This window comes from Campylobacteraceae bacterium, from assembly GCA_013215945.1.
In the GTDB taxonomy this organism is placed as follows: Bacteria; Campylobacterota; Campylobacteria; order Campylobacterales; family Arcobacteraceae; genus NORP36.
Genome location: JABSOM010000008.1, coordinates 103,588 through 125,494, shown reverse-complemented (window position 1 = coordinate 125,494; position 21,907 = coordinate 103,588). Strand labels below are relative to the sequence as shown.

Annotated in this window: 23 protein-coding genes; 6 read left to right on the top strand and 17 right to left on the bottom strand. The window is 28.4% G+C overall.

Annotation, left to right across the window (positions count from 1 at the left end; genetic code table 11):
- Positions 1 to 2: 2 nt before the first annotated feature.
- The 4 genes from HRT41_10050 to HRT41_10035 form a co-directional block, all read right to left on the bottom strand.
- The gene (locus HRT41_10050) at positions 3 to 776 is read right to left on the bottom strand and encodes an OmpA family protein (GenBank protein NQY24368.1); all 774 of its coding nucleotides are present in this window, start codon (positions 774 to 776) and stop codon (positions 3 to 5) included.
- A 148-nt stretch (positions 777 to 924) separates the two neighbouring features.
- On the bottom strand, positions 925 to 2,379 hold the full coding sequence (locus tag HRT41_10045) for a bifunctional diguanylate cyclase/phosphodiesterase (GenBank protein ID NQY24367.1): 1,455 nt from the start codon (positions 2,377 to 2,379) through the stop codon (positions 925 to 927).
- A 113-nt stretch (positions 2,380 to 2,492) separates the two neighbouring features.
- Positions 2,493 to 2,936 (bottom strand): hypothetical protein, encoded by a 444-nt coding sequence (locus tag HRT41_10040; GenBank protein NQY24366.1) that lies wholly within the window; start codon positions 2,934 to 2,936, stop codon positions 2,493 to 2,495.
- 72 nt (positions 2,937 to 3,008) lie between these two features.
- The gene (locus HRT41_10035) at positions 3,009 to 3,266 is read right to left on the bottom strand and encodes a hypothetical protein (GenBank protein NQY24365.1); all 258 of its coding nucleotides are present in this window, start codon (positions 3,264 to 3,266) and stop codon (positions 3,009 to 3,011) included.
- A 132-nt stretch (positions 3,267 to 3,398) separates the two neighbouring features.
- On the opposite strand from HRT41_10035, the gene HRT41_10030 reads away from it, so the two are divergent.
- Positions 3,399 to 4,808, top strand: a complete 1,410-nt coding sequence (locus HRT41_10030) for a DUF4139 domain-containing protein (GenBank protein NQY24364.1) — start codon at positions 3,399 to 3,401, stop codon at positions 4,806 to 4,808.
- A gap of 175 nt (positions 4,809 to 4,983) precedes the next feature.
- On the opposite strand, the gene HRT41_10025 is transcribed toward HRT41_10030, so the two are convergent.
- The 7 genes from HRT41_10025 to HRT41_09995 form a co-directional block, all read right to left on the bottom strand.
- The gene (locus tag HRT41_10025; GenBank protein NQY24363.1) at positions 4,984 to 5,415 is read right to left on the bottom strand and encodes an acyl-CoA thioesterase; all 432 of its coding nucleotides are present in this window, start codon (positions 5,413 to 5,415) and stop codon (positions 4,984 to 4,986) included.
- A gap of 79 nt (positions 5,416 to 5,494) precedes the next feature.
- Positions 5,495 to 7,027, bottom strand: coding sequence for a diguanylate cyclase (locus HRT41_10020; protein NQY24362.1), 1,533 nt, complete (start codon positions 7,025 to 7,027; stop codon positions 5,495 to 5,497).
- 361 nt (positions 7,028 to 7,388) lie between these two features.
- Complete coding sequence (locus tag HRT41_10015; protein NQY24361.1) at positions 7,389 to 8,003, bottom strand: LysE family translocator; 615 nt, start codon at positions 8,001 to 8,003, stop codon at positions 7,389 to 7,391.
- 1,026 nt (positions 8,004 to 9,029) lie between these two features.
- The gene (locus HRT41_10010; GenBank protein ID NQY24360.1) at positions 9,030 to 9,548 is read right to left on the bottom strand and encodes a hypothetical protein; all 519 of its coding nucleotides are present in this window, start codon (positions 9,546 to 9,548) and stop codon (positions 9,030 to 9,032) included.
- A gap of 229 nt (positions 9,549 to 9,777) precedes the next feature.
- Positions 9,778 to 10,809 carry a ribonucleotide-diphosphate reductase subunit beta gene (locus tag HRT41_10005; protein NQY24359.1) on the bottom strand — a complete coding sequence of 344 codons (1,032 nt, stop codon included), beginning with the start codon at positions 10,807 to 10,809 and terminating at the stop codon, positions 9,778 to 9,780.
- 46 nt (positions 10,810 to 10,855) lie between these two features.
- Positions 10,856 to 13,240, bottom strand: a complete 2,385-nt coding sequence (locus HRT41_10000) for a ribonucleoside-diphosphate reductase subunit alpha (GenBank protein ID NQY24358.1) — start codon at positions 13,238 to 13,240, stop codon at positions 10,856 to 10,858.
- A gap of 45 nt (positions 13,241 to 13,285) precedes the next feature.
- Complete coding sequence (locus tag HRT41_09995) at positions 13,286 to 14,614, bottom strand: adenylosuccinate lyase (protein NQY24357.1); 1,329 nt, start codon at positions 14,612 to 14,614, stop codon at positions 13,286 to 13,288.
- Between the two features lie 120 nt (positions 14,615 to 14,734).
- Here HRT41_09995 and HRT41_09990 point away from each other — a divergent pair, with 120 nt between their 5' ends.
- Positions 14,735 to 15,637 carry an RluA family pseudouridine synthase gene (locus tag HRT41_09990; GenBank protein ID NQY24356.1) on the top strand — a complete coding sequence of 301 codons (903 nt, stop codon included), beginning with the start codon at positions 14,735 to 14,737 and terminating at the stop codon, positions 15,635 to 15,637.
- A gap of 1 nt (position 15,638) precedes the next feature.
- On the opposite strand, the gene HRT41_09985 is transcribed toward HRT41_09990, so the two are convergent.
- A complete protein-coding gene (locus tag HRT41_09985; GenBank protein ID NQY24355.1) occupies positions 15,639 to 16,076 on the bottom strand; it encodes a hypothetical protein in 438 nt (145 codons plus the stop codon).
- Positions 16,066 to 16,467, bottom strand: a complete 402-nt coding sequence (locus HRT41_09980; GenBank protein ID NQY24354.1) for a hypothetical protein — start codon at positions 16,465 to 16,467, stop codon at positions 16,066 to 16,068. The genes HRT41_09985 and HRT41_09980 overlap by 11 nt, the downstream gene beginning before the upstream one ends.
- 141 nt (positions 16,468 to 16,608) lie before the next feature.
- On the opposite strand from HRT41_09980, the gene modA reads away from it, so the two are divergent.
- From modA to HRT41_09960, 4 genes are read left to right on the top strand one after another with little or no spacing between them, the layout of a single operon-like run.
- Complete coding sequence (gene modA, locus HRT41_09975; protein ID NQY24353.1) at positions 16,609 to 17,358, top strand: molybdate ABC transporter substrate-binding protein; 750 nt, start codon at positions 16,609 to 16,611, stop codon at positions 17,356 to 17,358.
- A complete protein-coding gene (locus HRT41_09970; protein NQY24352.1) occupies positions 17,351 to 17,758 on the top strand; it encodes a TOBE domain-containing protein in 408 nt (135 codons plus the stop codon). The genes modA and HRT41_09970 overlap by 8 nt, the downstream gene beginning before the upstream one ends.
- Complete coding sequence (gene modB, locus HRT41_09965) at positions 17,755 to 18,462, top strand: molybdate ABC transporter permease subunit (GenBank protein ID NQY24351.1); 708 nt, start codon at positions 17,755 to 17,757, stop codon at positions 18,460 to 18,462. The genes HRT41_09970 and modB overlap by 4 nt, the downstream gene beginning before the upstream one ends.
- On the top strand, positions 18,459 to 19,307 hold the full coding sequence (locus HRT41_09960) for an ATP-binding cassette domain-containing protein (GenBank protein NQY24350.1): 849 nt from the start codon (positions 18,459 to 18,461) through the stop codon (positions 19,305 to 19,307). Before modB ends, HRT41_09960 begins: the two co-directional genes overlap by 4 nt.
- Here HRT41_09960 and HRT41_09955 read toward each other — a convergent pair.
- The 4 genes from HRT41_09955 to queF all read right to left on the bottom strand — a co-directional run bounded on the left by HRT41_09955 (position 19,304) and on the right by queF (position 21,838).
- A complete protein-coding gene (locus tag HRT41_09955) occupies positions 19,304 to 19,714 on the bottom strand; it encodes a DedA family protein (protein ID NQY24349.1) in 411 nt (136 codons plus the stop codon). The two genes, HRT41_09960 and HRT41_09955, sit on opposite strands and share 4 nt — an antisense overlap.
- On the bottom strand, positions 19,714 to 20,613 hold the full coding sequence (locus tag HRT41_09950) for a DMT family transporter (GenBank protein ID NQY24348.1): 900 nt from the start codon (positions 20,611 to 20,613) through the stop codon (positions 19,714 to 19,716). Before HRT41_09950 ends, HRT41_09955 begins: the two co-directional genes overlap by 1 nt.
- 263 nt (positions 20,614 to 20,876) lie before the next feature.
- Positions 20,877 to 21,452, bottom strand: coding sequence for a DNA-binding protein (locus HRT41_09945; GenBank protein ID NQY24347.1), 576 nt, complete (start codon positions 21,450 to 21,452; stop codon positions 20,877 to 20,879).
- 8 nt (positions 21,453 to 21,460) lie between these two features.
- Positions 21,461 to 21,838 (bottom strand): NADPH-dependent 7-cyano-7-deazaguanine reductase QueF, encoded by a 378-nt coding sequence (gene queF / locus HRT41_09940; protein ID NQY24346.1) that lies wholly within the window; start codon positions 21,836 to 21,838, stop codon positions 21,461 to 21,463.
- Between the last annotated feature and the right edge of the window lie 69 nt (positions 21,839 to 21,907).

Sequence of the window (21,907 nt, the reverse complement as noted above, 5' to 3'; positions counted from 1 at the left end):
ACTTATTCCTTTATGATATTAAATTCAACTCTTCGGTTAACAACCGAATAACCATTTCCATCGTTTTTAACAATAGGTTTGCTCTCGCCATAACCTTTTGCACTTACTCTGTTTTCATCCAAACCATACTCTATTAATTTATTTTTAACAGAAGATGCTCTTTTTTTAGAAATATCTAAATTAAAAGCTTCTTCCCCTTTTGCATCGGTATGTCCAGCAACTTCTATCTTAATATTTTTATATTCATTTAACAAATTTGCGATTATTTTAATGGTTTTTTCACTCTTAAGTGTGACATCAATACTTAGTCTTTTAAAGATAATTTTATTATTTTTAATAATTAAATTGATTTTTTCTTGAATTTCTTTTGCAGAAATTTCTATTTCTTCATTTTTTTTGATTTCTGTATTGACGGCAAGGGGTTTTTCCAAAGGAGTAGAAAGAATTTCTTCTTCTTTTTCTTTTTCAATAATATCATTTTGTTTTTCGTCAAGAACTTTTTCTTTAAGTTCTTTTTCAAGCTCTACGTTATCATCTATAATTATTGTTTTTTCTTCAATTATTACTATTTTTTCTAGGACTTGAGGCTCCTCTTTATCGGAACTAAACGTAGTTATAAAAGAAGTTTCACTTACTTCTTTTATAACATTTGAGATTCTGTCTTTAAGTGTTGTTTCATCTTCAAGTACATGATATTTAAGTTCATTGTATATGCAAAATACTGCAACAAAAATCCAAACAATAATTAATAAAAATATTTTAGAAGGAGAGGACATGATTAGCCTTTTTTAAACTTTAATTATTATATCTTATTTTCTAATATTTCTCACAAAAATAATACTCATTATTGGAATATATAATTATTTAATAAAATATATCTGTAATTTATACCACTATTATAGGGAATAAATGAAATTCATAATATTATTTAATTACATGTTCTAATTTATCTAACTCTTGAGGTCTGGAATAAAAATAACCTTGAGAGAAATCAATTCCCAAATCAATTACAATTTCTGACAGCTCTTTTGAAGAAACAAATTCCGCAATTGTTTTAATATTATTCTCTTTTGCAAAACGAACAATGGTTTTTACAAGTGTTTTATTATTATTTGAATCCAATAAGTTTTCAATTAAACTACCATCGAGTTTAATATAATCAGGTTGTAATTTTAAGATATAAACCCAATTGGAATAACCAGAACCAAAGTCATCAATAGCAAGTTTACATCCATATTCTTTAATTCTTTCTCTAAAACTCAGTAACTCCTCATAAGAACCGATGTTTTCTGTTTCTAATATTTCTATGGTTAAACGCGAAGCTGTTTCTTGGTTGTTTTCAAGAAGTTCATAAAAAAAGCTTAAAATTTCTGGGTTATGAATATCAATATAAGAAAAATTCACAGAAAAATTAAAGCTGGTATTTGAAAAATCATCAAAGGCTTTTTGAATAATAGATTTTGTGATTTCAGGATAGAGTTTAAACTTTTTAGAAAGTTCTATAAAATGAAAAGGAGAAATAAGCTCTTGATTTTTTTTCCTTATCCTTGCCAAGGTCTCGTATTTAAAGACTTTTTGTGTTTTGTTATTTACAATAGAGTGATAAACAGGAATAATAGTATTATCAGAAATAGCATCTTTAATTACTTTTAACATTTCTAGGTTATTACTGTTTTCTTTCACATGATCGGCTATGCTTTCAAAAGAAAGAATATATTTTTCAAGATTCTCTTTACACTCTTGCATTGCAATAGAGGCAGTTAACAATTCTGGACTTGTTTGTGAATACGTAATATTTAAACTAAGATGAAGCGCATTTTCTTGGAAAAACAAACATTCATCTTCAAAAGAATTTCTAATATTTTGTGATAATTCTTTTAAGTTTATCCCAGGTTCACACATAAGCCCAAACTCGTCTCCAAAAACTCTGTACAGTTTTAAGCCTGATATCTTTTTTACAACTTTTTCAAGTTTTTTAGCTACTTTAATTAACAAAACATCTGCTTCTCTAAAACCAAAGGTTTTATTAATAGATTTAAAATCAATAATATTTAAAAGAATAACAGAATGTTTATCACTGTTTTTTAAACGGTGTAAAAAAGCTTCTCTATTATTTAATCCTGTTAAATTATCAATCATATAAGCTGTTAATAATAATTTATTATTTTTAGCTAAATCAAAATATTTTTTTATAGCATATACTATACAAACAAAAGCAAGAAGAATGGGGAGAAAAATAAGAATTTTTGAGCCATGAGATTCATATTCCATAACAAAATTAAGTAACAATTCATGGGATTGAGTTGAAATAAAATAAATAAAAAAAGAACTTATAAAAACAAATAACAATAATTCATCAACATACTTCTTATAATTCATAATGCTCCAATATAAAATCACTTCATTATAATGAGATTATTTTTAAAAGTAAATTATATAATCAGCTCTTATATAGGCTATATAGTAACTATATTGTAACTATATAATAATTATTAAATAATTATTTCTGATTTAAGTCCTAAATGAAGTTTTCCATCATAAGTAAATTTACTTTCCTTAAATTCAATATATTCATATTTGTTATATTCATCACCTAAACTTTGTTCATTTCCTTCTCTTGAATTTTTGTATTTTATTCGTTTGCTGTATTCAACAAAAACAAAAGCAGCATTTTCCTCTAGGTTTTTATTATCAACTATCATTGCTTTTAAACGACACCTAGATTCATTTTTTGAAAAATGATCAAAATAAATAAATGCAAGTTGGGACTTGTTGTTTTTATTTCTCAAAGCTAAATAAATACTTTCTTTATAGATAAAACATTTTTCTATCATAATTTCAAGTTTAGTATTTGTAATATTATATCCCAAGATACGAAGTTCTTTTAACAAAACAGAGTCAACATTTAACTTATCTCTTCGTTCCTCTTCCCTCATCAGAAGTTCCTTTATTTTTTTATATCATTGTAAAACCTTTTTACTTAAAAACAATATAATAAAAAAATTTATTTAATGCTCACTTAACAGTTCAATCCAAAAATATTTTATATTTTGCCCTTTTTCTATGTTTTTATGACCATAAGAAATAGAATGAAAGTACAAAATACCCTCTATTTCTTTAAACAAAAGTTCTTTTTCAAAAGGTTTAGTAAAAATCTCTGTAAAAATAACAATTAATTCTTTATTGTCTTCTTCAAAAGTATAAGTAAAATCTCCTAAGTCTAGGAAAGATTCTTGTAAAAAATCTTTTACTCTTTTTTCTATCATCTTTAATCCTCAAATAATAATATATTTAGCAGTGTATATCAAAAAAGCTTAACAATAAGTACACTATTTATAAGTATCTTTTATCTTAATTTCTATTGTATACTAAAAATAAACAATAAACAAAGGGCCAGTATGTACGTTAATCATTTAAAAAAAAGTATCCTTATATTATTACTTACAAGTAATTTATTTTCTCAAGAAACAAGCAAAATATTACATAGCAAAGATATCTCAATAAGCATCTATAACAATAATCTTGCCATGATAAATGAACACAGAAGTATAAACTTAAAAAAAGAGGGAAAACAAACACTTATATATGAAGGCATACCTTCTTCTGTTATATTTGAATCCATTATTCCTACTTTTTCAAAAAAAACCATTTTATATTCCCAAAATTATCATTATGATATTTTATCTTTAAACAAATTACTTCAAAAACACATCAATAAAGAAATCACCTATAAAGTATATTCAAGTGCTTATACCTATAAAAAAGAAAAAGCTATTTTACTTTCTTTAAACCCAATCTTACTTCAAAAAAACAATGAAATTATTTCAGGTATTAAAAACAGCGATATCATTTTTGATTCACTTCCAAAAGATTTGCTTACAAAACCTTCTCTTATTTGGAATACAAAATCAAAAAAAGGTCTGCAAAACATAGAATTAAATTATCTTACACGTAATATTTCGTGGAAAAGTGATTATATTTTAAAACTGGATAAAACAAATTCTCTTTCCGCTTGGATTACTATTAATAATAATTCAGGAAAATCCTATGAGAATGCAAATATTTACGTAATAGCAGGAGAAGTACAAACAAATGCACCTAAAATAAACTTACAAAGAAGATACAAATCAATGGCACTCATGGAAAGTTCCCCTGTAGTTTCGCAAAAAGAGTTTGCGGGGTATCATTTGTATAAAATACCTTTTAAAGAAAGCATAAACAATAAAGAAAAAAAACAAATCAATTTTATTAATAAACAAAATTTAAAAATAAAAACAAAAGCACAAAGTAAAAATTCAATTTATTTTCATGCATTTAATAAAATTCCTAGTAACAAACTCTCTCATATTATCGAACTTAATAATACAAAAAACGATGGTTTGGGTATACCTTTGCCAAAAGGAACAATTAGGGTGTACAAAAAAGATGAAACATTGTCTCATTTTATCGGTCAAAGTAGTATAAAACACACTTCTCTTGATGAAAAAATCTCTATTAATATTGGTAAGTTTTTTGATATCTCACAAGAAATCAACCAAACAGCGTTTAAACGAACAAAACGTTATATTAAAAGCTCTTATATAAGAAAAATTGAGAATAAAAGCAATACAAAAAGATTGATAGAAATAAGAGAACAGTATAACTCATCAAATGTCAAAAATATTGATATAGAACATAATTGCAAAAATAATTGTTCTTTTAAAAAAGATGCTTTGTATTCTTATATTTATACTATAGAATTACCTAAAAAGAGCTCGTTTAACCTAGAGACACAGTATGAACTTACGTATCAAAGCTCATTTAACTAGAGTGTAAAGGCTTAAAAAAAGCCTTTAACTCTAATTCTTAATTAGAGAAAAAAAGATACTGTGATAAACTAGATAAATAAAGGATATACAATGAAAATGCTCATTAAATTTGCACGTTTCTTTTTTATTGCTTTGGGACTTGTTTTAGTTTTACAATAAAATAAAACTTATTTATCTAAAGTTCATCCAAATCAGCTAGTTTGAGAGGCCAAGCTTTATTAAAAAGATGTTTATTTAACTCATCTTTAATATGCAAAGGAATAACAACGGACTTCTTTTTGTCATGGTCAAAATGAATTAAAATACCCTTACTTGTTGTACACAAATGTTTGTTCTGATACACAGCATGGGTTAAATGAAAAGAAGAATTTCCTATTTTTTCAAGCGCTGTTTTTATAATAACTTCTTTTCCATAATGCACTTCAGCTAAAAAATCATAAGAACTGTGAGCCATAATTAAATTCCATTTTTTTGCATTTAAAGAAGGAATGAATATTTTATAAATTGAATCTCTGGCTGCTTCAAACCAAATTCCATACGTATTATTGTTTATATGCCCTAAAGCATCTGTTTCAGAAAATCTTGGGTTTATTGTATCTGTGAACATGTTTCTCCAATATTATTTTGCATAGTTTAACTAAAAAGTTTTATGTACAGATTAAATAAAACATGCGCATAAGAACTTATTATTTAAAATAAATACTTTCAACTTTGTTTCTGCCTGCATTTTTTGCTTTATACAATAACTCATCTACTTTTTTATACATTTCATCTGGTGATAATACGTTATTTGTACCAAAAAGAATGGCACCTGCCGATATAGTAACATACTTGGATATATTGTTTTTTTTGTGTGGAATGTGTAAAGCTTCAATATCCCTAATAAAACTCATGGCAAAACTATTTAAAGCAGCCATATCTTCTTGATAACTTAGAATAATAAACTCTTCTCCCCCAATTCTAAAAGCATAATCATTTGAGCGTTTTGTATGAGAGATAATTATACTTGCCACTTTTCTTAGTGCATGGTCACCTTCTTGGTGGCCATAAGTATCATTATATTTTTTAAAATAATCAATATCCAACATTATAATACTTAACTCTTTATGTTCTCTTTTTGCTCTATTAATCTCTTTTGAAAAAATCATTTCAAAATAATTTCTATTATATAAAGAGGTTAAAGTATCCGTAATAGAGACTTTTTCTATTTGTTTTTTATCTGAAATATTTGTTAATAAAATAGTAAACTTTTCTAAAATAAACTTATCGTTAAACTCTGGGAGAACCTCAATTTCATACCAAACATCTTCTTCTTCTATTGTAATTGGTATTTCACCTTTATAGTGTTTCCCAGAATATATAGTATTTTCAAAATTGAGGAAATGTGATTCATTGGTAAAAAAGTACTTGTTTTCACTGTTAAGTATTTTTTCTTTTTTCGTATGCAATACATAACATAAAGCACTGCTAATTGAGAGTATTTTTTTATCAAGAGACATGTTAGATGTCAAAATATTTTGATCAATTAGATTTAACTGTTTTTGATTGTTTTTATTGTTTTTTAAAAGCGTACTAACCACGTACATAACAATCAGGGTAGCTAGAAAAAAAGTTGCCACAAATACCATAATTATTTGCTCCAAAGGCTCATCTTTTAAGGACAGTTCATAATATTCATTGGCTTTATTAAAAGCAAAACTTTTAAGCACATCAATTTGTTTATATAAATCATTTATATGTTTAGCACCTTTGCCTTTAGTAATATCTATGGCTTTTTCTAATTTGTGTTGATAAATAAGAAAGATAACTTCTTGCCGTATAACTTTCCACTCTTTAAAAGCTTTGAAAGAAACATCAATGTCTTCTTTTTTTCCTAAGTATCTCAAATAAATCAGATCAAATTCTTTATAAACCTTACTTTCTTCTTCTTGAATAGCTTCAATGATTTTTAACAGTTCTAAAGGATTTTTAATGACAACACTTATTTCTTTACTTTGATGAAAAGAATATTTCGTAAGAACTACATCTTTCATATTTCTGTGCATCGTAATAATGGAGGTTTGAATATTTGCAATAGCATTGCTTACACTAAAAGGGTGGGTATACATCTTTTGTGTATGAGCATTTAACTTTTTAATCGTTGATATCGTAAAAAAAGCACTTGCCAGTGCAAAAAGAAAAATGATTGCAAAACTAAAGAATATTTTGTTGATGTTCATGCTTGCTCCTTGTATCGTAAGAGAGGTTTTATTTTTGTAACATATAAAATTATATCTCTATACAAAGAAAAAAGAATTGATTTAAAACATTGAAAATAGGGGAAAATATGGATATTTTATTATCCAATAAATATTCTAAAGTGTAATAAATTCCACTTCTAAAAAGTAAGTAAAAAACCAGTATTTTTTATCGTTCTATCATCATAAAAATATCCACAGTAAATTCTGTTTACAGAGCAAAAAGTACCAAAAACACTTTGTTTGAGCTCTTAAATAACAATAACTTCAATCATTAATTATTACAAAACAGAGATTTATTCTTAGGGACAAAATTTTATAGGGTGAATTTAAATCGCTTTATTTATAGAATATATTTTATTAAGAGCTCATTTATTATTGGAAGAATAGATAAAAACAATAAAAATCCCATTGTATAATTAAATATTCTGTGATGTTTGTTATTTTTAAGAACTTTCTTTAATTTACTTCCAAAAATCAACCATATAAATACACTGGGAAAAGCCACAAGGAAAAAGATAAAAGCTATTAAAAAAACTTGCGAATAAATATTCGAAGAAGCGTTCGTATAAGCAGAGATTGCACCAGCTGCTACAACCCATGCTTTGGGATTAAGCCATTGAAAAATAAAAGCCTGTACAAAAGTCATTGCTTTTGATTTTTTGCTTTTAAAAGAAGCTTTTGCTGATGTGGATATTTTATAGGCTAAAAAAAGCAAATATAAAACACCTGTGATTTTTATTATTTCATGTAAAAAAGTGTATTTTTCAAAAATAAAACCAAGACCTAAGCCTAAAAGAATTACCATGATAGGAAAACCAAAACAGATACCAAAAACATGGGGAAGGCTGTTTTTAATTCCATGGTTAAGGCCTGATGCCATTATCATTACAGTATTTGGTCCTGGGGTTATGCTAGAGCTTAGGGCAAAGATAAAAATACTTATGATTAATTCCACTGTTTTCCTTTTATTATTAAAGATTATATTAGAAGAGTTTTAAAGTCTATTGAAATAGCAGAAATAAAAGTACAAAGGAATATTTTGAGCATATCAAAATATATAAAAACTTTATTTACAATAAGTGTAATTATTAAGATGACTATAAGAAATATCTGTTATAATTCGAGTCTTAGATGCGTTAATGCATATTTAGATTAATTTCTAAATATGTGTTAATATATTACTTAAAATACAAAATCCATTTTTTATTAACTTACAAACATTTTCAATCCAACTAAATACATTTCACTATAATCAATCAATAGACTATAATTTACTTTTTAAAAATAAAATATATTTATGATAATAATTTAGAAGTAATTTTCATATTCTTTTATGTGTCTGGTTTTTAGAGCTCATGTAAAGCTGAAGCTATACGCTCCTTACTTTTCTTTATTGAAAGAAACGTAACAAAAGAAGCAACTGCCAAGTTGTTGAAGACCTCCGGTTGCCCTCGCTTGTTATTTATTGTTTCTGCCTTGCGGAACTCCCTAAAACGTGCGTTAAAGCACCTTTCTTAACGGTCACACAGTCCTCATGCTGTTTCGAAACAATAAATAAACACTCGGCTTCAACAAAGGCAGGATTACCGCTCCACATTTTACTTTTAAATGTTTTCTCTTTTTAAATATATTCAAAAGAGTAAAGAGTACAGAACATATATTAAGTAAAATAATCTTTCCTTGGGCTCTTCCCCTGACTTTGAGAAAGCTAAATATTTTTATTTTTTAGCGGAAAAAGGTGAAAACTGTCTGAGCGTTAGAAATGTGCTCTTTAGCACATTTTAGTGAGTTTTTGAACCTAGCTAACAAATAAAAATATTTAGGAACCCGAAGGGCTTTATCAATGTGTCAGTTGCTTCTTTTTGTTTCTTTTTCTTACAATTAAGAAAAAGAAAAAAGCGCAAAGGTCACTTTGTATGAGCTCGTTAAAAATACAATAGTACGTTTCATTTGGTACCTTTTGAAACAATCAAATAATACTTTAATCTTTTTGGAGAATAAATAAAGGTGCCTCTCCCTCCATTCCTGAAGTTACAACTCTTAAGTTAAAGTTATCTATTATTTTACTATCAATAGGTATTGCATTAAAAACTTCTATTTTTATACAATTACTCATAAGAAACATAGCGATATAAGTATTATTCTCTTCATTTTCATTTTTTTTAATCATCCACGTATTTTCTTTGTTTATTACAATACGAGAAAAGTAATTCTTTTTATAAAATTCTTCTATATTAAATTTTAACTCTTCCCACTTTATAATATTGTCCGATTCATATACTATAAGATTTCTTTTTTCATTATCTTTTGGATTATCTTCTTCAATTTTTTTAGATTTAGTAAACAAGTAAATTGAAATAACTATTAGAATAATAATTTCAATAAAATTATACAATGGAATATCAGTAGTTATTATAAACCTAATAAAACTAATAAATGCTGATAATAAAAATAATATTGCGAAAAATTTATATTTATTTTTTCCATCTTTCATATTCACACTAAATCCTTTTTATTAAAATTATTATTGTATATTCTATTATACGAGGGGTATAACAAAATAAGTATACTTATGATAATCCTTAGGAGTTATTTTATATTCTCCTATTATTTTAAGGTCAAGGCGGTATTTGTATTTTAGAGAGGAGCCTACTAAAGTAGGTAAGTTCCTAAAATTTAAATGCCAACGCGGAGATTGGCATAAAAAAATATTAGAAAATATTCTTTTTTTAGAAATCGTCGAAGTCGATGCTTCCTTTTGAATAATTAACTACATTTCCTTCAAAGAAGTTTGTTCTTTGATCATTAAAACTTGCATATCCATCAACCCATGGAATAGGATGTTTTACATTGTATTCTGCTTTATATCCAACAGCTTCAAGACGCTTATCGCCTAAATATTGAATATATTGTTTAATGATTGCATCAGTAAACCCTAGAATTTGTCCTTGTGTTATATAAGAACCCCATTCAGATTCTATTTCAACCGCTTCTCTTACCATCACTCTTACTTTTTCTTCTAACTCAGCAGTAAAAAGCTCAGGTCTCTCTAATCTTGTAGAATTAATCATGTTTTGGAATAATAATAAATGAGTAACTTCATCTCTTTGGATGAACCTAATCATTTGAGAAGAACCTAACATTTTTCCTGATTTTCCAAGAGCATACATAGCTGCAAACCCAGCATAAAAATACATACCTTCTAAAATTTGATTTCCAAACATTGAAAGAACAATACTTTCATCCGTTAAATCTTCTCCTAAAGTAGAAAAGATTTTAGCAATAAAATCATTCTTTTTTTGAAGCATAGGATCGGTTTTCCACATGTCATAAATATCATCCGTATTATCAGATACAGACTCAACCATAACAGCGTATGATTTTGAATGATTCGCTTCTTCATAGGCTTGACGTGATAAAATAGCATTGATTTCAGGTGCAGTAATATACGGATTCATATTGTCCATAATATTATTGGTTTGTAAAGAATCCATGAAAATTAACTGGGCTAAAACAAGATCGTACATTCTTTTTTCAGCAGGCGATAAAAATTTATAATCTTTAGCATCTCCTGTCATTTGTACTTCTTTTGGAAACCAAGTATTGGCTTCCATTACATCCCATAAATTTAAAGCCCATTGATACTTTGCTTTTGTAAAGTTAAGCATACCATCTGGATTTCCTCCAAAGGTTTTTCTCTCACTTAAAGTCTCAGTACTGTGAGGGTTGTAAATTAGTTTTTTTTCAAATTTGCCGTTCATTTGTTTTCCTGTTATCAATTTTATTTTTTTCTACTGTTTCGTCTTTTTATTGACAACCTGAACATTCCATGCTTCTGTCTTCTACATCATTTGCAGCTTCAGGAGATTGGCTTCTTAGGTAGTAGGTTGATTTTAATCCAAGTTTCCATGCCAACATATAAATTTCATGTAAGTATTTTCCACTTGCTTTATCCAAAGACATAAATACATTCGTACTTTGACCTTGATCTATCCATTTTTGTCGCACAGCTGCTGCTCTTATTAAATCTAATTGATCTATTTCAAAAGCAGGTGTATAATATGCCCATGTTTCTGGACTTAGTTTTGGAACAACTACAGGAATTAATCCTGATAAATTCTCTTCAAACCATTTTCTTTTAAATACTGGTTCAATTGTTTGCGTAGTTCCCACTAAAATAGAAATAGATGAAGTAGGAGCAACTGCCATTAAATATCCATTTCTCATTCCATTTGTTTTTACATCTTCTCTTAAAGCATCCCAGTCATATCCACTGTCAAATAAATCTTTATTCAATAAAGCATTTACAGCTTGTGGTGTATGATCATGAGGCATAATACCCTTAGACCAGTTTGAACCTTCAAACGTAGGATAAGCACCTTTTTCTTTAGCAATAGCAGAAGAAGCTTTTATAGCATTGTAAGAAATACTTTCCATTACAGAATCTATTTTTTTGAAGTGTTCTTGTGTTCCCCAGTGAATTTGTTGCTCAGCTAACATTTGAGCTTCACCCATAACACCAAGTCCAATTGAACGTGATTTTAAATTCGTAGCTTTTACTTTTCTTAAAGGATAAAAGTTTAAATCAATTACATTGTCTAACATTCTAACAGCAATAGGTACCACTCGCTCAATATCTTCTTTTGAAGAAATCTTACTTAAGTTTACAGAAGCTAAGTTACAAACAGCCGTATCTCCATCAATTTTTTCTTTTTCAACTATAAAGATTTGTTTTCCACCAATAGAATCTAAAGCCGTCACTTTATTGGCTTTTTTTGTAATTCCAGAATCAACAGTAATTAACTCTTCTTCTTCAAATACATCAAACGAACCATCGTTATATTCTAATTTGATTTTATAGATATTTGGACTTGTATTTTGGAAAATCTCTGTACATAAATTTGAGCTTCTAATATGTCCAACATGGCCATTTGGATTTGCTCTGTTTGCATTGTCTTTGAAACATAAAAAAGGACTTCCTGATTCAAAATAAGAGGTTAAAATCTTTTTCCATAAATCTTTTGCTTTCATTTGATTTTTTGTAATACTTGGATCATTTTCATAAGCAATATATTTTTCTTTAAATTCATCTCCAAAACACTCACATAAATCTTTTACTTCATAAGGATCAAATAATGTCCAATGAGAATCTTCTAAAATTCTTTCCATAAATAAATCAGTAATCCATAAAGAAGGGAATAAATCATGCGCTCTTCGTCTCTCTTCTCCTGAATTCTTTTTTAAATCAATGAAATCCACAATATCCATGTGCCAAGGCTCTAAATAAACAGCAATCGCACCTTTTCTTGTACCTAATTGATCTACTGCAATTGCAACATCATTAGTGATTTTTAAGAAAGGAACGGTTCCCCCAGCAGCACTTTTATGACCATCAATAACACCACCTAAAGCTCTAACTTGATTCCAATCCCAACCAATTCCTCCACCATATTTAGACAATAATGCCATTTCATGGTACGTATCAAAAATACCTTCAATTTTATCAGCAGTAGATCCAATATAACATGAAGACAATTGATGTCTGTTTGTTCTTGCATTTGATAAAGTAGGTGTTGCTAACATAACTTCAAATTTAGAAATTACATCGTAAAATTCTTTTGCTCTTCCTTGTCTGTCGTCTTCATGTTGTGCTAAAAACATTGCAATACCCATAAACATTTGTTGTGGTAATTCAATAGGTTCTGCGTCTTTGTCTTTGATTAAATATCTGTCATACAGTGTTTTAATTCCAAGATAATTAAACTGAAAATCACGCTCAGGTACGATATGTGAATTTAAATCTTCTAAATCAAAACCAATCTCTAAACCAGGAATCATTTTCCCTGAAGCTTGAGATGTTTTTATATAATCCCTAAAATGTGCGTATGCTTGGCCTTTAATTCCGCCAGTAGCTCGTCCTACTTTATGATATAAATCAAAAATGAATAATCGCGCTGCTACAAAAGTCCAATTTGGAACATCAATGTCAATTTTTTCAACAGCTGTTTTAATTAATGCATCTTGAATATCAGCAGAACTCATACCATCAATAAATTTGATTTGAGAATCAAGTTCTAACTCACTTTGTGAAACACCTGATAAGTTTACAGTTGATTCAATAGTCATTTTTTGAATTTTAGTTATATCTAAAACTTCTTTTCGTCCATTTCGTTTTTGTATCATTATTCCCATATTATTACCTTAAATATTTTTTTTTGTTTATATTTAGCTCAGGCTCTATTTGAATACTCTCTTAAAAATCGCATCCACGTTTTTTGTGTAATAATCAAAATTAAAACACTCTCTGATTTCTTCTTCGCTTAAACTTTTTCTTAATTCTTCATCTGCTAATAAATGCCCTAAGTATAAAGACTCACCATTTGCATCAGTACTAGAAGCTCCATCTTGAATCTTTTCCCAAACTTTCATTGCATTTCTTTGAACTATTCTATATGCATCTTCTCTGCTTACGCCTTTAATTGGAAGCTCTAATAATACTCTTTGAGAAAATACTAAACCACCTGTTAGGTTTAAGTTTTTCATCATATTTTTAGGCATTACCGTTAAGTTTGATATTACATTATTCATTCTATGCAACATGAAATCACTCGTAATAAATGCATCTGGTAACCAAAATCTTTCCGTTGAAGAATGTGAAATATCTCTTTCATGCCATAAAGCAACGTTTTCCATAGCGGGAGTTACACAGGTTCTAATAATTCTTGCAAGACCTGTAATGTTCTCAGTTAGAATTGGATTTCTTTTATGAGGCATAGCAGAAGATCCTTTTTGACCTTTTGCAAAAAATTCTTCACATTCATAAACTTCTGTTCGTTGTAAGTGTCGAACTTGTACTGCAAACTTCTCAATTGAAGATGCAATTAAAGCTAAAGTAGTAGCAAGTCTTGCATATCTGTCTCTATGAATTACTTGATTTGAACAAGGCTCAGATTTTAATCCTAATTCAGCCATTGCGTAATCTTCAAGTTCCAGCGGTGCATGAGCAAAGTTACCCATAGCACCAGAAATTTGACCCACACAAATAACTTCCATAGTTTGTTCTAAATTCTTTAAATGTCTTGCCATTTCATCATACCAAACAGCCAAAGTTAAACCAAAAGTGATAGGCTCTCCATGAATACCGTGGCTTCTTCCTACCATTAAAGTCATTTTATGTTCAATCGCTCTTTTTTTAATAGATTCCATTAACATTTCTACATCTTTAATAATGATTTCTAATGAATCTTTCATTTGAAGTGCTACCCCTGTATCAACAGCATCTGAAGAAGTCATACCGTAATGAAACCATCTTGACTCATCTCCAAGGCTTTCTGATACGCTAGTAGTAAAAGCAATTAAATCATGTCTTGTAATAGCTTCAATTTCTTCAATTCTTTCAACAGAAAAAGTAGCATTTTTAACAATCTTTTCACAATCAGCATCAGGAATAAGACCTATTTTATTCCAAGCTTTAACAGCCGCTTTTTCAACTTTAAGCCATGCTGCATATCTTGCTTCTTGTGTCCAGTTTTTTGTCATCTCTTCTCTAGCGTATCTTTCAACCATTAATCAGCCTTCTTCATTTTATTAAATTTTAGTCATTTTTTAAGTATGATACTCTATCTAAAGTAGACATAGATTTTGTTTAATTTTAGATAAAATTTCACTTAAAATTAGGAAATAGTTTTGCCCTTTATACTAAAAAAATATAATGCCGTTATAGGAAAAAAAATACAAATATTCTTACTACAAGAACTAGGGCTTACGCCTAGTTTCTCTCAAAGAATGATGAGTAGACACAGAGTTTTTGATGCACAAAAAATAGCCTACAGCAATTCAGAGCTTGTTCGTGATGATCATATTTATATAGCCGAATTTGAGGGACATACAAGAGGATTACAGCCCTTACTTACCTTTAAAGAATTTGCATTATTTGATAAACCCTCTCACTTAATGATACATCCAAACTCAAAAAATACAAAATATTCTCTTTTGGATGAAATACGATTTCATTTTGGAGAAAAAGCCAATCAAGCCCATAGAATTGATGCTGAAACGTCTGGTTTATTACTTTTAGGGCTAGAGGAAAAAGCAGTCAAAGCACTTGCAGAAATGTTTGAGAAAAAAGCCTATAAAAAATCCTACTTAGCCCTTGTAGAAGGTGAGTTAAAAGAAGAGATAAAGATTGATAAAAACATCATAAAAGAAGGCAAAAAAATTGGCGTAAGAATGAAAGTATGTGAAGAAGAAGAGGGAAAAAGCTCTTTAACCTATATCAAACCCATTAAATATTCAAAAGAAAAAAACATCACTTTAGTAGAAGCCATTCCACACACAGGAAGACAGCACCAAATACGAGTACATTTATATTCAATAGGATACAGAATTGTAGGAGATCCCATTTATGGAGTCAATGATGATATTGTGGAAGAATATTTGAGTAAGTCTTTAGATAAAGACTTACGAATAAAAGAAACAGGTGCTTCAAGATTGTGGTTACATGCCAATTATTTAGAATTTACTTACAAAAACGTACTGTATAAAATATTTTCAAAAAATAAAGACATTTATAAAAAATTTGAAGCTTAGTTTATTGAGGGGCATCTTTATGCTCTTTTTCAAAAGCATCTGCATTCCAAATATGAGAATCATTACGATCACATTTAATAAAAACAACAAAACTGTTAAATGTTTTTCTTTTTTTATGCAGTCTTAAATGGCCTTCACACTTAGGACAATGTCCATGTAGGATTGTGATGAAAATATCTCCCGAGGCAGAAACTTCTAGAGAATATTCGCCAAAATATACAATTCCTATTTGTTTTGCATAAAAAGTAAAAGCCAATAATGCAGTAAAAAAACCAGTAAAAGCCAAAGCAATCCAAGAGTTGTTTTCCATAAATAACATTACAGTATAAACAATTCCCAAAGAACAAATAAGCATAATTCGAGATGTGCGAAGAGATCTCCCCATAATCTTAAGATTTTTTTCATAAGATCGTTCTAGTTTAACATCATCATTTTTCATATATATCTAATCTCACTTTTCTATTAATCTCTCTCTCAATTATATTTAAAGAATAAGAAATATCCCCACCACTTAAAGAACTGGAGAAATGACATTTTTCACAAATAAATTTTGTTTCTTTATTAAGGGAATAACTGTCTTTACAAGAAGTATCATCATAAACCAACCTGTCTTCACACTTAGGACAAAAACAATACAGTTCAATAATTTTATCTTTTTTCCATCTCCATTTCCATTTTATTTTATACAGATTATCTTCTATATAATAAAAAAAAGCAGGTTTAATAATAAAGATTTTAATAAATAAATAAAGTAGAGCAGCTAAAAATATAATACTTAAGGTAACAAAAGCCCAATCAGGCATAAATGATACGATGCTGTATTCTTCCATGAATTTCCTTTTGTCAATTATAGCAAACTCAAACCAAAGAAAATAAAGAAATCCAAGATATTCAGGGGGAATCTTGAAATTACGCATTGACACTTAACAAAGATTTTGGTTATATTAAAAGTAAAAATACAAAGGCCCTAAATGCTTCGTTTATTTGTTATTTTTGTCTTGTTAAATAATTATCTTTATGCGCAAAGAATAAATATAGCTCTGTCCTCAAACGTTTCTTATGCTTTTGTTGATTTAAAAAAAGCCTTTAATAAAAAATATCCAAAAATAAAAATCTTTTCTTCACTGGCTTCAAGTGGTAAACACAGCTCTTTAATACTTCATGGAGCACCTTATGACATATTTATTTCAGCAGACATGTTTTATCCACAATATTTATATGAAAAAAAACTGGCTTTATTTAAACCTAAGATTTATGCACGTGGTTCTTTGATTTTGTTTTCTACAAAACAACAAAACTTCAAAAAAGGTCTTTCTCTTATTTCAAATGCCAATATAAAAAAAATAGCTCTTGCTAATACCAAAACAGCCCCTTACGGAAAAGCTTCTTTAAGTGCATTAAAAAAAGCAAATTTATTTATAAAAAATAAACATAAATTTATTTATGCTTCAAATATTTCACAAACTATTACTTATGCTTTAAGTGCAAGTGATCTTGCTTTTATTGCAAAAGCTTCTTTGTATTCAATAAAGTTACGTAAGTATAAAAAAGACATTCATTGGATAGAAGTTGATTCTTCTTTATATCCAGCATTAAATCAAGGTATAATATTATTAAAAAGAGCCAATAATAATGAAGCGGCCAAAAAGTTTTATAACTTTATGTTAGAAAAAGAAGCAAAAAAAATTTTAAAACAATACGGATATAACATTAATGATTGATTATTCATGTAATACATTAAAAGCAAAAGTCACAGAGATTCAAAATATGCAGAACTTAAATATTGTGCATTTTCAACAAAAAGAAGAAATATTTTCTATGATTTCTTTGGACTTAGAAAATATAAAAGTGAACTCAAACGTTTTATTGAGTATTAATCCCACCCATATAAATATTTCTAAAGAAGACAATATACAAATTTCTTGTGAAAATAAAATTAAAGCAAAAATATCACATATTGAAGAAGGCAAACTTTTATCTTATATAAGTCTGAGGTTTAAAGAGCAAGAGCTTCAAAGTTTGATTAGTACTAAAAAAATGAATGATCTAAAACTAAAAATCAAGGATGATGTATTTATGTATATAAATGCAAGTGATATAAGCATCAAAGAAATTTTATGAAAGAATTGTTTTTTTTAATAAGTGAGTTAAATTACCAACCCTTTATTTTATCTTTTAAATTAGCTGCACTTACAAGTATTATTTTGTTTTCTTTATGTTTGCCTCTTGCTTGGTATCTTTCCCAAACCAAATCAAAAATTAAACCTTATTTAGAAGCTATAAGTGCTTTACCTATTGTACTTCCTCCTTCCGTCATTGGTTTTTATATATTAATTTCTCTCTCCCCTACATCAGCTATTGGGGGCTTTTTTAACGATGTTTTTGGTATTTCTTTGGTATTTAATTTTAGCTCACTCGTCATTGCTTCTTGTTTTTATTCTTTACCTTTTATGGTGCAACCCCTACAAGCAGCTTTTGAAAAACTCAATCAAAACATGCTTGATGCTTCGTATTTAGCAGGTAAATCTACCGTAGAAACTATCATAAGAGTGGCATTGCCTAATATGAAACCTGCTGTATTAAGCGCTTTTGTTATTACTTTTGCGCACACAGTAGGAGAGTTTGGAGTTGTTCTAATGATTGGCGGTTCAATAGAAGGAGAAACAAAAGTTGCTTCTTTGGCTATTTATGAATTTGTAGAAGTATTGGATTATCAAAGTGCACATATTTATTCTTTTATCATGTTAGCCTTAAGTTTCATTGTGCTTTTAGGAGTATATATTTTTAATGCAAAAAGTAAAATAAGATTTGGTGAATTTAAATGATACATATTGATATAAAAAAAAGCCTTCATGGAAATCTGGGAGAAATGTCTTTAGATGTAAATTTCACACTTAAACAAGGTGATTTTTTATGTATAAGTGGAAAAAGTGGAGCAGGGAAAACAACGCTCTTACGTATAATTGCAGGGCTGGAAGAAGCACAAGGTACAATAAAAGTAGATGATACGTTCTGGTTAGATAAGAAACAGTTTTTAAAAATACAAAAAAGAGAGATATCTTTTGTTTTTCAAGATTATGCTTTGTTTGACAATATGAGCGTAGAAGAAAATTTACTTTATGTAAAAAAAGATATACCTTTGGCTAAAAAACTTTTATCATTAACACAAATGTATGAACTTAGAAAAAGACACCCCTCTACTTTAAGTGGAGGTCAGAAACAAAGAGTGGCCATTTGCAGAGCCCTAATGAAAAAACCAAAACTTCTACTCTTAGATGAACCCTTATCTGCACTTGATAATGTAATGAGACAAAACTTGCAAAATGAGATTCTACTTCTTCACAAAGAGTTTGATACTACTACTATTATGGTAAGTCATGACGTAAGTGAAATATATAAATTAGCCTCAAAAGTAATTATCTTAGAAAATGGGAAAATCATAAAAGAGGGTAAAGCGCTAGAGGTTTTATTAAAACATCAAGGTTCACAAAAATTTTCTTTTGAAGCAGAAATTTTAGATATAAAACAAGTAGATGTGATTTATATAGCGACCTTATGTATTGCGCAACAATTAGTAGAAATAGTCATTAGTAAAAAACAAAAAGACGTTTTAAGTATTGGTCAAAAAATAAGAGTTGGTACTAAAGCCTTTTCCCCTATTTTGTCTTAAAATACCAAATAAACCAAGAGAATATAACGCAAGGCTTTTGCAAGACTTACAGCAGCTAAAAAGACTTTAAAATCGTATTTTAATACTCCAGCTACAAAAGTCAAAGGATCTCCAATTATAGGAAGCCAAGCCAAGAGAAGTGAGTAAGCCCCATATTTATCAAAAAACTTTTTGTACTTAAGAATACTTTCTTTTTTTAAATATTTTTTTTCTTCTAAATAAACCTCGCCTTTTAAACCCAAATAATAATTCAAACAAGAGCCCAAAATATTTCCAAAAGAAGCTACTAAAATTAGGAGATAAACATTATGACCTTCTTTTACATCATAAAGTAATAAAGCTTCACTGCCCATAGGTAGAAGTGTTGCTGATAAAAATGCAACAAAAGCCAAAGTAAAGTAAATCATTAACTTCTACTTTTCCTTTTTCTGTATTTCATTTGTGTAATGAAAACTCCAAGTAAAATAATAGAACAAGCCACTAATTGAGTAGAACTCAAATTTTCTCCCAAAATTAAAAATGCTAAAAGTAGAGTAAATAAAGGAATCAGATTAATAAAAGCTGCTGCTTTTGAGGCATCAATTTTACTTAAAGCATAATTATACAAACCATAACCAGCAAGAGTCACAACCACACCTAAATAAGCAATCCACGCTAAAGCTTCAAGAGAAAATGTCATTTCCATAGTATTCATTTCATAAAGAAAAAGAGGAAAAAAGAAAATAAGTCCCATAAAAGATTGAATGGCAGTTATAAATAAAGCAGAAAACTTTTTCATCAAATGTTTTCCAACAATAGTATAACCAGCCCCACAAACCATAGCACAGAATTCTAGAAAATTTCCAAGCATAGGATTAGGAGCAGTTTGGGTGCTGGTTGCATTAACACTTAACCAAATAACGCCTACCATAGCCAACATAGAACCAAAAATTAGTTTTTGAGTAATTATCTCTTTTAAAATAGCACCTGCTAAAAGAGCCGTTATTAAAGGCATTAAAGAAGTAATCATTCCCGCTTGGGAAGCAGAAGTATAAAGTAAAGCTTGTGCTTCAAAGATAAAATACAAACAAGGTTCAAAAAAACCCAAAGCAAGAATATAATAAATATCTTTTTTAGTAAACGTATAAGAAAAAAAAGATTTAATGAAATATACAAAACACACAGAAGCAAAAAACATGCGTAAAAATATTACAGTAAAAGGCCCAATATCAACCATTGCAGACTTAAGTGCTATAAAAGAACTGGCCCAAATAAACATCGCAAAAATTAGTGCAGCATAAGCCACCATAGAAAAATCTTTTTTCATCTAAACTCTTTATTTAAGAAATTTTTTTCATATTATATATATTTATCTTTAATTTAAGTTTTTTTTTGCTAATATTGCAGTCCAAAAGAAAAGCACAAAGAATATTACGGTATTTTTTATGCTCTTCTTTAGACCTTTGCAATCATTGTCTAAGACAATGCCCCAGAATGGGAACATAGCAAGGCACCTTTTTCATTGGTGTGTTTAGGTATCTGGAGAAGAGTACTTTAAGTACTCTTTTTTTTTGTCTAATTTTTAGCTATTTATAACAAATCCGAATAATCTTCATTTAAAATCAACACTTTTTTACTTTTTTTATTAAACATAAAACGTCTGTCTTTTCTTTTTAAGGCATCTAGCACAATAGTTTTTATTTCTTGCGAATTTTTACCATTTTGTTTTAAATAAGAAGAAAAATCCAAAACTGAGATATATTTGTCTTTTTGTTCTAAGAGAGGTTTTTTATAAACCAAACGCATTTCATTAAAAGCACTTTGTAAAAGCTCAATTTCTCTATTAAATACATTAATAATTTTGTCTTGATTTTTTTCTAAGCGTGATATTTCACTTATATATTGTTTTTTCATCCATTTTAAAGACTTTTTTAATAAAAGAATTTGTTCATCTTTTATTTCTAGAATTAAAGGAAGTTCTTTATTCTCTTGAATGCTTTCTTTTATTTCTTTTAGGGGTAAAGAAGGAATATCTTCTATATAAACAAAGGTTTTATTCCCTTGTTTAATAGATTTTAGTTTTTTACTTTTTATACGATAGTGTACCCCTTGAAGAGAGATATTAAGAAGTTCTGCTGCTTGTGCTGTTGTAACTAATCTCTCCAAAGTAGGCCTTACATTTTTGCTGAATCTATTTCAATTACAGTGTGTACATTTCCTCTTGGTTTAAAATCTGCAATAACTTTTAACCATCTTGGTTTTAACTTAGAGTATAAAGTATCGAAGATCTCATTTGCAGAGTTTTCATGAGAAACTTCTCTGATCATGAAAGAGTTAATATATATTTTAATAGCTTTTAATTCAACTACTAATTTATCAGGTGTATACTCAATATAAATAGTTGCAAAATCTGGGTAACCGCTTCGTGGGCATTTACACATAAATTCTGGCAATTCAATTTTTATAGTATAATTCTTGTCGTTATTGTTTGGCCAATAGTTCTCATCTTTGTTAATATCAAAGTTAACTATTTCTTCTTCGCCATATTTCATATATCTGCCTTTTTATTCTATTATTAAGCAATTTTATCAAAACTATACTTATAGCTGATAAATTTTAAA